Origin of the sequence: Kluyvera sp. EC_51, assembly GCF_019584505.1 — a bacterium.
Classification (GTDB): domain Bacteria; phylum Pseudomonadota; class Gammaproteobacteria; order Enterobacterales; family Enterobacteriaceae; genus Kluyvera; species Kluyvera sichuanensis.
On record NZ_VDAG01000029.1, the window covers coordinates 1 to 13,438 of the forward strand.

Below are 13,438 nucleotides of genomic sequence, written 5' to 3' on the forward strand. Positions count from 1 at the left end.
TGCATAGGTCGGGTCTCAGTCCAGGGCATAGCGAGTCTCCTCTTCTATGCCAGTTATAACTGTTACCCATGTATCCGGTCTAAAGTGTTACCTATGTTTCCGGTTTGTACCGCAGCGACCCCGGGAATTCTTGCTATCAGATAAGCTCCAGCGCCAGCAGCTCTTCAATCGTCTGACGACGACGAATCAACCGCGCCACGCCGTTATCAAACAGCACTTCCGGCAGCAGCGGACGGCTGTTGTAGTTCGATGACATCGACGCGCCATACGCGCCGGTATCGTGCAGCACCAAATAATCCCCCGGTACCACCGCAGGCAACAGGCGCGTTTCAACTTTACCGCCCTCCTGCTGGGTAAAGACGTCACCTGATTCACACAGCGGCCCGGCCACGACGGTCTCAATTTGCGGCACTGCGTCCAGCGCGCGACCATCGCCCGCCAGCGCGGAAATATGGTGATAGCTGCCGTACATCGCTGGGCGCATCAGATCGTTAAAGCCCGCGTCGATCAGCACAAAGTGACGGCTGCCCATCTCTTTCACGCTACGCACCTGCGCCACCAGCACGCCGGATTCCGCCACCAGGAAACGGCCCGGCTCCAGCTCTAGCTTCACCGGATGGCCCAGGTGTTTCGCAATCTGCTCACGCGCGGCGTTCCATAAACCGAAGTAGTGATCGGTGTCGATCGCCTCTTCCCCTTCGCGATACGGGATAGATAAACCACCGCCCGCGGAGATCGCCTCAAGATCCTGACCGAATTCAATCACCTGGCGCACCATCGCGCCGCACACCTGCTCCAGATGGCCGTAGTCCACGCCGGAACCAATGTGCATGTGAATGCCCACCAGCTTCAGCTGATGACGCTGGATCACCTCAAGCGCCGCCGGGAGGTCGCTATACCAGATCCCGTGCTTGCTGTTTTCACCGCCGGTATTCGTTTTCTGGCTGTGGCCGTGACCAAAGCCTGGGTTGACGCGCAGCCACACGCGGTGCCCTGGGGAAACCTGACCAAGCTGCTCCAGCATATCGATAGAGCCGGCGTTGACCGGAATGTGCAGTTCGCGCACGCGGGCCAGCGTGGCCTCATCAAGGGTATCGGCGGTAAAGACGATATCGTCCTTACCCGCTTCGTAACCGGCAACCAGCGCACGTTCGATTTCCCCCAAAGAAACAGAGTCCACCTTTACGCCCTGCTCGCGCATCAGGCGCAGAATATGGATATTCGAGCACGCCTTCTGGGCAAAACGTACCACGTCAAACTGATGCAGTTTGGCAATCTGCGCGCGGATAATCTGCGCATCATACACCCACACCGGGCAGCCAAATTCAGCAGGCAGGCGCAGCAGGTTGTCAGCAGTGAGGTCGGTTTCAGTATTGTTGAGCGGGCGTGGCATGGGCGGACTCCGGTAATCATCTTTTTTATGATTACACCACAGCGCGAACCGAATAAAAAATATCGTTTTATCGCGAGTCTATGCAAAAATGATATGGAATACGTAGCCTGAGGGTCGCCCATGCCAGCCGTTAACCTGCGCCATATCGAAATTTTTCACGCCATCATGACGGCAGGTAACCTGACGGAAGCCGCCCGCCTGCTGCACACCTCACAGCCCACGGTCAGCCGCGAACTGGCGCGCTTCGAGCAGGTGCTGGGGCTCAAGCTGTTTGAGCGCAGCCGCGGTCGTCTGCATCCTACCGTTCAGGGGCTGCGGCTGTTTGAAGAGGTACAACGCTCCTGGTACGGGCTGGATAGGATCGTCAGCGCTGCGGAAAGCCTGCGCGAGTTCCGCCAGGGCGAGCTGTCGATTGTCTGCCTGCCGGTCTTTTCCCAATCCTTTTTGCCGCCGCTGCTACAGCCGTTTCTGACCCGCTACCCGCAGGTGAATATTCAGATCGTGCCGCAGGAGTCACCGCTGCTGGAAGAGTGGCTGTCAGCGCAGCGCCATGATTTGGGCATTACCGAGACGCTGCATACGCCAGCAGGCACCGAGCGTATGCCGCTGCTGACGCTAAATGAAGTGTGCGTGCTGCCGCAGGATCACCCACTGGCGGAAAAAGCGGTGCTGACGCCCGCCGATTTTCAGGGCGAGAACTACATCAGCCTGTCGCGCACCGACAGCTATCGCCAGCTGCTGGACACGCTGTTTAATGAACAGCAGGTGAAGAGAAGGATGGTGGTGGAGACGCACAGCGCCGCTTCTATTTGTGCGATGGTCAGAGCGGGCGTCGGCATTTCGGTGGTCAACCCGCTGACCGCACTCGACTACGCCAACAGCGGCGTCGTCATTCGACGCTTTAGCATCGATGTGCCGTTTACCGTCAGCCTGGTTCGCCCGATACACCGCCCCCGCTCCGCGCTGGTCGAGGCCTTTATGGCCCACCTGCAACAGAGCCTGTCGCAGATAACGACGCCGCTGGAGGCGGTGCTGAGCGAGCGTTAAGAGAGCATAAATTCAACCGCATCCGCTGCATGAATCGCCGCGGTATCAAACACCGGCAGCGGGCTCAGCGCTGTCGGCACCAGCAGGCCAATCTCCGTACAGCCGAAAATCACCCCTTCCGCCCCCTGACGCGCCAGGGTTTCAATCACGCTGAGATAATAGTCGCGCGAGGTGTCGCTGAACTCGCCCAGGCACAGCTCATCGAAAATAATCTGGTTAATCTTCTGACGTTCATCCTGCTCAGGAATCAGCGTGTTAATGCCAAATTCCTGCTGTAAGCGCCCGCGATAGAAATCCTGCTCCATGGTATAGCGCGTGCCGAGCAGCGCCACGTTGGTCATCTTCTGCTGGCTGATAGCGCGGCCGGTCGCATCGGCGATGTGCAGGAACGGCACGTCACAGGCGGTTTCGATAGCCTCAGCAACTTTATGCATGGTGTTGGTACACAGCACGATACCTTCGGCTCCCGCCTGCTGAAGACCTACCGCCGCCTGAGCCAGAATATCGCCCGCTTTCTGCCAGTCACCCTGAGACTGACAAAGCTCAATCTCGTGGAAATCCACGCTGTGCAGCAGGATCTGCGCCGAATGCAGGCCGCCCAGTCGTTGCTTCACCCCTTCATTAATCAGGCGATAGTAAGGAATAGTGGATTCCCAGCTCATGCCGCCCAGAAGACCGATCGTTTTCATGCCGTTTACCTTGTTTGGTGTCGTACCGCTAGTGAACCAAAGTTGTGATCAACTTTCCACATCTGCGGCGATAGATTTCTTTTTGATCGTTTCTGAGATAAATTTAATGAAACAACGTTTCAACATACCAACAGGACCGCCTGATGTTTATTTTTCATAAAGAAACCACCCTTGAAGATCTGGGCAATGGCGTAACCCGCCGCATTCTCGCGCACGATGGCAAAATGATGGCCGTTGAGGTGAACTTCGAGCAGGGCGCCATCGGCCCGATGCACAACCACCCGCACGAGCAGTTAACCTACGTGCTGTCCGGCGAATTCGAATTCACCATTGGTGATGAAAAGCACGTCGTTGCCGCAGGCGACACGCTGTATAAGCAGCCGAACATCATGCACGGCTGCGTGTGCCTGAAAGCGGGTACGCTGCTGGATACCTTTACGCCGATGCGCCAGGATTTCCTTAAAGCCTGATATCGTATAAAAACAGCCGGGTGTCGTTTCACGATCCCCGGCTGTTTTTTTATTACTATATTCGTCCTGGCCCTGCTTGTTTACGCGTTAAATATTCGTTATTTCCGACGAAACCTATCACGTCTAATCATTATCCGCATACCGACAAACGGTATTCATTACCTTGCTCAACTTCATATTTATTGCTGCGGCACGCTATTTCCTGCACCGCTAAAAATTAGTGGGTTAATCATTTGAACGATCAACTATATCGTTTTTTTTAGGCCGTCAACTTCCATACCAGATCTCCCTGAAAGCGCTGTAATACCTGCAAAAACGCCATCGCCATCACTTTAATGAAACATCGTTTCGACTTCGATCACACTTTCACGATTAATCGAATGACGCAGAAACAAATCGCAATAAAATAAATTTAAAACGGCGTTTTATAAAAAAGCCCTCACAAAGAGCAAGATTTTAAAACACCAACGAACCAGACAATGGATAGCGAAAAAAGATTTTGAATTACATTTACTTACAGGGAAAGGCTGAATGACCGATAACAAGCTAACACTTTAAACACCCAGGCGCCAACAGGCGCGGGGGATGTAACAGACACCCAATCCGTTTGACACACTTGTTCGCCAGGTAGGTATGTATGAATGAAAACAGAATGTTGGGATTGGCCTGGATTTCACCCTATATCATTGGGTTGATAATCTTCACGGCCTTCCCGTTCGTTTCATCTTTCTTCCTCAGTTTTACTGAGTATGACTTGATGAGTCCGCCGGTATTTAACGGCATTGAGAACTATCGCTACATGTTTACAGAAGATGCCCTCTTCTGGAAATCCATGGGCGTCACGTTCGCCTACGTATTTTTAACTATCCCATTAAAGCTCGCTTTTGCTTTAGGGATTGCGTTTGTTCTGAACTTTAAATTACGCGGTATCGGCTTCTTCCGTACGGCTTACTATATTCCGTCTATCCTCGGTAGCTCCGTGGCTATCGCCGTACTGTGGCGCGCACTCTTCGCCATCGACGGCCTGCTGAACAGCTTTATCGGCGTGCTGGGCTTCGATCCGGTTAACTGGCTGGGCGAACCGTCACTGGCGCTGATGTCCGTTACCCTGCTGCGCGTATGGCAGTTCGGTTCCGCGATGGTTATCTTCCTGGCCGCACTGCAAAACGTACCGCAGTCCCAGTATGAAGCCGCGATGATCGATGGCGCATCCAAATGGCAGATGTTCATGAAAGTGACCGTGCCGCTGATTACGCCGGTTATCTTCTTCAACTTTATCATGCAGACCACCCAGGCATTCCAGGAGTTTACCGGCCCGTACGTGATTACCGGCGGCGGCCCAACCTACTCGACGTATCTGTTCTCGCTGTACATCTACGACACGGCGTTCAAGTACTTCGATATGGGTTATGGCGCCGCGCTGGCATGGGTTCTGTTCCTGGTGGTTGCTGTCTTCGCAGGCATCGCCTTTAAGTCTTCAAAATACTGGGTGTTCTACTCCGCCGATAAGGGAGGCAAAAATGGCTGATATCCAACAAATCTCCGACGCAAGAACCATCGCAGAGCGTGAGGTTGCCCGCACCCTTCGTCGCGAGAAGATCAACGCCTGGATCCGTTACGTCATCCTGCTGATCGTCGGTCTGTTAATGCTCTACCCGCTGGCCTGGATGTTCTCGGCGTCGTTCAAACCGAACCACGAGATCTTCACCACGCTGAGCCTGTGGCCAGCACACGCCACCTGGGATGGCTTTATTAACGGCTGGAAAACCGGTACCGAGTACACCTTCGGTCATTACATGCTGAACACGTTCAAGTATGTGATTCCTAAGGTCATTCTGACCATTATCTCCTCCACCATCGTGGCGTACGGCTTTGCTCGCTTCGAGATTCCATGGAAGAAATTCTGGTTCGCTACGCTCATCACCACCATGCTGCTGCCGAGCACCGTACTGCTGATTCCTCAGTACCTGATGTTCCGCGAAATGGGCATGCTGAACAGCTACATGCCGCTGTACCTGCCGCTGGCCTTCGCCACGCAAGGGTTCTTCGTCTTCATGCTGATTCAGTTCCTGCGCGGCGTACCGCGTGACATGGAAGAAGCGGCGCAGATTGACGGCTGTAACTCCATCCAGGTGTTGTGGTACGTAGTGGTACCGATTCTGAAGCCAGCGATTATCTCTGTCGCACTGTTCCAGTTCATGTGGTCCATGAACGACTTTATCGGCCCGCTGATCTACGTCTATAGCGTTGATAAGTATCCGATTGCACTGGCACTTAAAATGTCCATCGACGTGACCGAAGGCGCGCCGTGGAACGAAATTCTGGCAATGGCGAGCATCTCCATTCTGCCATCTATCATTGTGTTCTTCCTGGCGCAGCGCTACTTCGTACAGGGCGTTACCAGCAGCGGAATTAAAGGTTAAGAGGGATATATCATGGCTGAAGTTATTTTCAACAAACTGGAAAAAGTGTACTCCAACGGCTTCAAAGCGGTACATGGTATCGACCTGAAAATCGCTGAAGGTGAGTTCATGGTGATCGTCGGTCCATCCGGCTGCGCCAAGTCCACCACCCTGCGTATGCTGGCAGGACTTGAAACCATTAGCGGCGGCGAAGTCCGCATCGGCGAGAAAATTGTTAACAACCTCGCGCCAAAAGAGCGTGGGATTGCGATGGTGTTCCAGAACTATGCGCTGTATCCGCACATGACCGTGCGTGAAAACCTGGCGTTCGGCCTGAAGCTGAGCAAGCTGCCGAAAGCGCAGATTGACGCACAGGTTAACGAAGCGGCGAAAATCCTCGAACTGGAAGAGCTGCTCGACCGTCTGCCGCGCCAGCTCTCCGGCGGTCAGGCGCAGCGTGTGGCCGTAGGCCGTGCGATTGTGAAAAAGCCAGACGTGTTCCTGTTCGATGAACCGCTGTCTAACCTGGATGCCAAGCTGCGTGCGTCGATGCGTATCCGTATTTCCGACCTGCACAAGCAGTTGAAGAAATCCGGCAAGCCAGCGACCACCGTCTACGTGACCCACGATCAGACCGAAGCGATGACCATGGGCGACCGCATCTGCGTGATGAAGCTGGGCCACATCATGCAGGTAGACACTCCGGACAACCTGTACCACAAGCCGAAAAACATGTTCGTCGCCGGCTTTATCGGTGCACCGGAAATGAACATCCGCTCCTGCAAGCTGGTGAATAAAGAAGGCACTCTGAACCTGGCGATTGGCGATGAGTTCATGGCGCTCAGCGAAGGGCTGAACCAGAAACTGGCCGGTCATGACAATGAAGAAGTGTTCTACGGTATCCGTCCTGAATTCGTCTCGCTGTCCGACGAGCCGTTTGCTGAAGGCGGCTGCAGCGGTGAAATGGTTCGCGTGGAAAACATGGGCCATGAGTTCTTCGTTTACCTGAAAGTGGCGAACTACGAGCTGACGGCACGAATCCCTTCAGATGAAGCTAAACCAATGATTGATAAGGGGCTTCATCGTAAGGTGTACTTCAAGTTTGATATGAATAAATGCCATATCTTTGATGCTAAAACTGAACAGAACCTCTCCCTATAATCTGGAGTATTAAAATGAAAAAAGTGCTTTTAAGCGCAGCAATCTCCGCCACTCTGGGTCTGACCGCCCTTCCTTCGATGGCAAAGGATGTTGACCTTCGTATGTCCTGGTGGGGCGGCAACGGCCGTCACCAGGTGACTCTGAAGGCGCTGGAAGAGTTCCACAAGCAGAACCCGGACATTAACGTGAAGGCCGAGTACACCGGTTGGGACGGTCACTTATCCCGTCTGACCACTCAGATTGCTGGCGGCACTGAACCGGACGTGATGCAGACTAACTGGAACTGGCTGCCGATCTTCTCGAAAAACGGCGACGGCTTCTACGATCTGAACAAAATGAAGGACGTGATCGACTTAAGCCAGTTCGATGCCAAAGAGCTGCAGTCCACCACCGTGAACGGCAAGCTGAACGGGATCCCAATCTCCGTTACCGCTCGCGTGTTCTACTTCAACGATGAGACCTGGAAACAGGCAGGCGTAGCCTACCCGAAAACCTGGGACGATCTGCTGGCGGCGGGTAAAACCTTCGAAAGCAAGCTGGGCAAACAGTACTTCCCGGTGGTTCTGGAGCACCAGGATACCCTGGCGCTGCTGAACTCCTATATGACGCAGAAGTACAACATTCCGGCCATCAACACGGACACCAAGAAGTTCTCCTACTCCAAAGAGCAGTGGGTTGAGTTCTTCCAGATGTACAAAAAGCTGGTCGACAGCCACGTGATGCCTGATACCAAGTACTACGCGTCCTTTGGTAAGAGCAACATGTATGAAATGAAGCCGTGGATCCAGGGCGAATGGGGCGGTACTTACATGTGGAACTCCACCATTAACAAGTACTCCGATAACCTGAAGCCACCAGCGAAGCTGGAGCTGGGTAGCTATCCAATGCTGCCGGGCGCTACCGACGCGGGTCTGTTCTTCAAACCAGCACAGATGCTCTCCATCGGCAAATCCACCAAGAACCCGGAAGCCGCTGCGAAAGTCATCAACTTCCTGCTGAACAGCAAAGAAGGTGTCGATACCTTAGGTCTGGAACGTGGCGTGCCGCTGAGCAAAGTCGCGGTGAAATACCTGACCGAAGACGGCATCCTGAAAGAGAGCGATCCTTCCGTTGCGGGCCTGCGTCTGGCGCAGTCTCTGCCAGCGAAGCTGAGCGTCTCTCCTTACTTTGACGATCCGCAGATCGTTGCCCAGTTCGGCACCACGCTGCAGTACATCGACTACGGCCAGAAATCCGTAGAAGAAGCGGCAGCGGACTTCCAGCGCCAGGGCGAGCGTATTCTGAAACGCGCTATGCGCTAATCGCGATTTAGCTATCAATACCCTGCAACTTCCGGTTGCGGGGTATTTTTTTATTCAAGGAGAAAGCACATGAAAGGCAAAATCATCCCGCTGAATTTCCGTACGCAGAAAGACAGCGAAACCGGTCACGAGGTGATCCGGATGACGCCACCGCACATTATTTGCCATCGAAACTACTTCTACCAAAAATGCTTTACCCGCGACGGCGGCAAGCTGATTTTTGGCGGCGCATTCGAGGGGCACTGGAACTACTATTTACTGGATATTGCCGCTCAGCAGGCGACCCAGCTTACCGATGGCGCGGGGGATAACACCTTCGGCGGCTTCCTGTCTGACGACGATCAATCCTTATGGTACGTGAAAGACACGCGCCAGCTGAGACGCCTGGATCTCTCGACGTTGGAAGAGTACGTGGTCTACGAAGTGGACGATGAGTGGGTTGCCTACGGCACGTGGGTTGCGAACTCTGACTGCACGAAACTCGTCGGCATCGAAATTAAAAAAAGCGACTGGCAGCCGTTAACCGACTGGTCGAAGTTCCGCGCCTACTACTTTACCAACCCGGAATGCCGTCTGATTAACATCGACCTGAAAACCGGAGAACAGCGGACCATCCTGCAGGAAAAACGCTGGCTCGGGCACCCTATCTACCGCCCGTTTGACGATAAGACCGTGGCGTTTTGTCACGAAGGCCCGCGTGACGCCATCGACGCGCGCATGTGGCTGGTCAATGAAGACGGCAGCAACATTCGCTGCGTACGTCAGCATCAAAAAGGGGAAAGTTTTACCCACGAATTCTGGGTGCCGGACGGCTCCGCGCTTTACTACGTGGCGCACCAGGAGAACAGCCCGCACCGTTATCTCTACAGCGCCGACCCGCAGACGCTGGAAAATCACCAGCTGATGGCGATCCCGCCCTGCTCGCACCTGATGAGTAACCACGACGGTTCCCTGGTGGTTGGTGACGGTGCGCCGCATAACACCGGCGACATCAGCCTGAACGATCCGTTTATCTGGGTATTCAATTTGAAAACCGGGGAGAAGACGGCGATTTGCCAGCATAACAGCAGTTGGAAGGTACTGGACGGCGACCGTCAGGTTACGCATCCGCATCCGTCGTTTTCGCCGGACGGTGAGTGGGTGCTGTATACCTCGGACGCTGAGGGAATGCCGGCATTGTATTTAGCGAAGGTGTAGAACTGAGCTTGCCCGGCGGCGCAGCGCCGCCGGGTTCCTGATTAGACGCCGATATCCCGCAATTTCTCGCCTTTCATCAGCTTACGTTCAATGTGCTCCAGCGTAACCCCTTTGGTTTCCGGAATCAGCCAGAAGGTCACGCCGATAAAGGCCACGTTCAGCACGGTATAGAGCCAGAACGTTCCCGCTGCGCCGATGGAATCCAGCAGCGTCAGGAAGGTTGCGCCGATAATCATGTTCGACACCCAGTTGGTGGTGGTAGAACAGGTGATACCGAAGTCGCGGCATTTCAGCGGCTGAATTTCAGAGCAGAGGATCCACACTACCGGCGCCGCGCTCATCGCATAGCCCGCAATGCACATCATGGTCATACCGACGGAGAGCCAGGAGAGCCCGCTGCTCGCGGTGCCATTATCAAACTGCATCAGGCAGTAGCCCAGCACCAGCGTACCGATAGCCATCACCGTAAAGCCAATTTTCAGCGCCGGTTTACGTCCGGCTTTATCGACGGTAAACACCGCAATAAAGGTGGCGAACATAAAGGTTAAACCGACCACCAGGGTGGCAATCATCTGCTGCTCGGTCGTGGTGAAGCCCGCCATTTTGAAGATGCGCGGCGCGTAGTACATGATGATGTTCATGCCGGTAAACTGCTGCATCGCCTGCAGCAGCATGCCGAGGAACACCGCGCGGCGCACGTTGCGATTCACCTTAAACAGCGCCCAACCGCCCTGCTTCAGCTTCAGGCTTTCACGAATTTCATTCAGCTCGTCGCGCGCTTTTTCAGACGTGTCACGCAGCATTCGCAGCACCTCTTCGGCTTCAATATGACGGCCTTTTTCCGCCAACCAGCGCGGGCTGTTCGGCAGGAACACCACCAGCACAATCAGCACCAGGGCTGGCAGCGCCAGCACGGCGAGCATCGCGCGCCAGTTGCCGCTGTAGCTAAATGCGGTGTCGGAGAGAAACGCCATCACGATACCCAGCGTCACCATCAGCTGGTACATGCTGATCATTTTGCCACGCACGTTTTCACTCGCCATTTCGGACAGATACAGCGGCGCGGTATACGAGGCGATACCCACGGCAACGCCGAGGATAACCCTGGCGACCAGCAGCATTTCGACGTTAACGGCAAAACCGGAGCCCAGTGAACCGGCCACGAACAGCACGGCGCCGACCATCAGGCTGTATTTACGGCCCAGGCGGAACGACAGCCAACCGTTGAAGAGCGCACCGATGGCGGCCCCCAGCATCATACTGCTGACCACCCACTCCTGCAGGCGGTTAGAGAGCACGAAGTGATCGGTGATAAAGGGCAGCGCCCCGGCAATCACCCCGATATCAAGACCAAAGAGCAGCCCCGCCACCGCAGCGGCAAAGGAAACAAACATATTCATGCGCCGGGTATCGCGCTGGGCGTTCGGCATTAACGTTGAATCGTTGCTGATTGAAGTCATTTTTTTCCTGCCAGACAAAGTAAGACATGGAATGAAAATACGAGATAGGCGCACCAGACCGTCAGGCCATAAACGTTATTAATATGGATGATATTGCTGCATAGGTCGGTTTTGTGATGGACATTCGACTTTCGCATGGAAGTGAAACCCGTTACATATCGTCAAAAAACCCTACAACACATGCGTTACTATTTTTTGATAGGTGAAGGTGAATGGACGATATGAATATGTGGATATGGATGATTAAAGACCCCGACGTTGCCTGTGCCATCCGTAGCCCGGCCGGGCAAAGCGACACCTGGGATCCTACAGGCATAAAAAAACCTGCCGAAGCAGGTTTTTTCACATCCAGACGCTAACTTAGCGAGCCAGCCAGCCGCCATCCACCGCGACGGTGTAGCCGTTGATGTAGTCAGATGCCGGAGAAGCCAGGAAGACGATTGGCCCCATCAGATCGCTTGGCAGACCCCAACGACCCGCCGGAATACGGTCAAGGATCGCCGCGCTACGCTCTTCGTCAGCGCGCAGCTGCTGGGTGTTGTTGGTGGCCATGTAGCCCGGTGCAATCGCGTTCACGTTGATACCGTGTTTCGCCCACTCGTTCGCCATCAGACGGGTTACGCCCATTACGCCGCTTTTAGACGCGGTGTAAGACGGCACGCGGATGCCGCCCTGGAAGGAGAGCATGGAGGCGATGTTGATGATTTTGCCGCCGTTACCCTGCGCGATGAAGTGCTTAGCCGCAGCCTGAGACATGAAGAACACGCTCTTGATGTTCAGGTTCATGACGTCATCCCAGTCTTTTTCGCTGAAGTCGATCGCGTCTTCACGACGAATCAGACCCGCGTTGTTTACCAGGATATCGATATGGCCGAATTCAGCCACCGCGCGCTCCAGCAGTTCTGGAATGCCATCGATTTTACGCAGGTCAGCGGTCAGGCTCAGGAAGCGACGGCCCAGTGCGGTAACGCGTTCGATGGTTTCGGTTGGCTCAACGATGTTGATACCAACGATGTCGCAGCCCGCTTCCGCCAGACCCAACGCCATACCTTGACCCAGACCGGTATCGCAACCAGTAACCACGGCAACTTTGCCCTGCAGAGAGAATGAATCCAAAATCATTTTATATTCCTTGTCGTTTTGCGCCTGTACCGGACAGGCATCATTAATCTAATGCTTGCTGTCCGCGACTAGCGCAGATCCCTAACTGCTACATGATCCATGTCATCAAAGACCTGGTTCTCACCCACCATTCCCCAGATGAAGGTGTAAGCCTTCGTACCGACGCCGGAATGGATTGACCAGCTCGGTGAAATCACCGCCTGTTCATTGTGCATAACAATGTGACGCGTTTCCTGCGGCTGCCCCATCATATGGAACACGCAGCTGTCTTCATCCATGTTGAAGTAGAAGTACACTTCCATGCGGCGCTCGTGGGTATGGCACGGCATGGTGTTCCACAGGTTACCTGGCGCCAGTTCGGTCAGGCCCATGCTGAGCTGGCAGGTTTCCAGCACATCAGGAACAAAGTATTTATTGATGGTACGGCGGTTGCTGGTGAGGTCATCCCCAAGCGTAACCGGCGCAACGTCTGCAGGTGTGACCTTTTTGGTCGGGTAAGTGGTGTGGGCCGGTGCGCAGTTATAGTAAAACTTCGCCGGTTTCGCCGCATCAATGCTGGCGAACACCACTTCTTTCGCGCCTTTACCGACATACAGGGCATCACGATGGCCAATTTCGTAGCATTTACCGTCAACGGTAATCGTGCCCGCGCCGCCAATATTGATGACGCCCAGCTCGCGGCGCTCGAGGAAATAGCTTACGCCAAGCTGCTTGCCGACTTCACCGCCGACGGAGACCGTTTTCGCCACTGGCATAATGCCGCCAACGATAATGCGGTCGATATGGCTATACACCATGGTGTATTCATCAGCAGTGAAAACCTGTTCAACTAAAAACTCGTCTCGAAGGCCCTGCGTATCCAGCGTCTTAGCATGAGCGCTATGAATGCTCTGTCTTACTTCCACCTGAACCTCCAGGAAAATGTGGTTTTGTCTTCTATCTTAGAAACGAAACTGCGTTCCGCTTTGTTTAATGCTTGTATCTTATCCCTGATGAAATGGGTTTTCAATTACAAATAAAACATCATTTCATTTTTTCTGAGTAATAATATCAAAAATGCAAAAGAGATCACGAATATGCACTTTTGTCGCGTTGCAAAAAAACAAAAAACACTATTATTCATCCAGTTACAGGTTTCTTTGAAAAATTACCACTTTAGTAGAAAGGATGTCGTGAAAACAAAGGCAAGCTTGACA

The 13,438-nt window shown here is 54.0% G+C and carries 12 protein-coding genes; 7 read left to right on the top strand and 5 right to left on the bottom strand.

Annotated elements, in window-relative coordinates; genetic code table 11:
• Window positions 1-136 precede the first annotated feature (136 nt).
• Window positions 137-1,393 carry a diaminopimelate decarboxylase gene (gene lysA, locus FHC49_RS07980; protein WP_220439474.1) on the bottom strand — a complete coding sequence of 419 codons (1,257 nt, stop codon included), beginning with the start codon at window positions 1,391-1,393 and terminating at the stop codon, window positions 137-139.
• A gap of 120 nt (window positions 1,394-1,513) precedes the next feature.
• Between lysA and FHC49_RS07985 the strand changes: the two genes are divergently transcribed.
• Complete coding sequence (locus FHC49_RS07985; RefSeq protein WP_220439475.1) at window positions 1,514-2,440, top strand: LysR family transcriptional regulator; 927 nt, start codon at window positions 1,514-1,516, stop codon at window positions 2,438-2,440.
• On the opposite strand, the gene FHC49_RS07990 is transcribed toward FHC49_RS07985, so the two are convergent.
• The gene (locus tag FHC49_RS07990) at window positions 2,437-3,129 is read right to left on the bottom strand and encodes an aspartate/glutamate racemase (RefSeq protein ID WP_185670026.1); all 693 of its coding nucleotides are present in this window, start codon (window positions 3,127-3,129) and stop codon (window positions 2,437-2,439) included. The two genes, FHC49_RS07985 and FHC49_RS07990, sit on opposite strands and share 4 nt — an antisense overlap.
• Window positions 3,130-3,272: 143 nt before the next feature.
• Here FHC49_RS07990 and FHC49_RS07995 point away from each other — a divergent pair, with 143 nt between their 5' ends.
• From FHC49_RS07995 to FHC49_RS08020, 6 genes are all read left to right on the top strand, one after another.
• Window positions 3,273-3,599, top strand: coding sequence for a cupin domain-containing protein (locus FHC49_RS07995; protein WP_106925892.1), 327 nt, complete (start codon window positions 3,273-3,275; stop codon window positions 3,597-3,599).
• 637 nt (window positions 3,600-4,236) lie between these two features.
• On the top strand, window positions 4,237-5,127 hold the full coding sequence (locus FHC49_RS08000) for a carbohydrate ABC transporter permease (RefSeq protein WP_185670025.1): 891 nt from the start codon (window positions 4,237-4,239) through the stop codon (window positions 5,125-5,127).
• Window positions 5,120-6,022 carry a carbohydrate ABC transporter permease gene (locus FHC49_RS08005; RefSeq protein ID WP_185670024.1) on the top strand — a complete coding sequence of 301 codons (903 nt, stop codon included), beginning with the start codon at window positions 5,120-5,122 and terminating at the stop codon, window positions 6,020-6,022. The genes FHC49_RS08000 and FHC49_RS08005 overlap by 8 nt, the downstream gene beginning before the upstream one ends.
• Before the next feature lie 12 nt (window positions 6,023-6,034).
• Entirely contained in the window at window positions 6,035-7,162 is a 1,128-nt protein-coding gene (locus FHC49_RS08010) for an ABC transporter ATP-binding protein (RefSeq protein ID WP_185670023.1), read from the top strand.
• 14 nt (window positions 7,163-7,176) lie between these two features.
• Window positions 7,177-8,463, top strand: coding sequence for an ABC transporter substrate-binding protein (locus FHC49_RS08015; protein ID WP_185670022.1), 1,287 nt, complete (start codon window positions 7,177-7,179; stop codon window positions 8,461-8,463).
• A gap of 69 nt (window positions 8,464-8,532) precedes the next feature.
• A complete protein-coding gene (locus tag FHC49_RS08020) occupies window positions 8,533-9,660 on the top strand; it encodes an oligogalacturonate lyase family protein (RefSeq protein WP_220439476.1) in 1,128 nt (375 codons plus the stop codon).
• A 41-nt stretch (window positions 9,661-9,701) separates the two neighbouring features.
• On the opposite strand, the gene FHC49_RS08025 is transcribed toward FHC49_RS08020, so the two are convergent.
• The 3 genes from FHC49_RS08025 to kduI all read right to left on the bottom strand — a co-directional run bounded on the left by FHC49_RS08025 (window position 9,702) and on the right by kduI (window position 13,147).
• On the bottom strand, window positions 9,702-11,120 hold the full coding sequence (locus FHC49_RS08025) for a sugar porter family MFS transporter (RefSeq protein ID WP_185670020.1): 1,419 nt from the start codon (window positions 11,118-11,120) through the stop codon (window positions 9,702-9,704).
• Window positions 11,121-11,480: 360 nt separating this feature from the next.
• Window positions 11,481-12,242 carry a 2-dehydro-3-deoxy-D-gluconate 5-dehydrogenase KduD gene (gene kduD / locus FHC49_RS08030; protein WP_185670018.1) on the bottom strand — a complete coding sequence of 254 codons (762 nt, stop codon included), beginning with the start codon at window positions 12,240-12,242 and terminating at the stop codon, window positions 11,481-11,483.
• Window positions 12,243-12,310: 68 nt separating this feature from the next.
• On the bottom strand, window positions 12,311-13,147 hold the full coding sequence (kduI, locus tag FHC49_RS08035) for a 5-dehydro-4-deoxy-D-glucuronate isomerase (RefSeq protein WP_185670017.1): 837 nt from the start codon (window positions 13,145-13,147) through the stop codon (window positions 12,311-12,313).
• Window positions 13,148-13,438 lie beyond the last annotated feature (291 nt).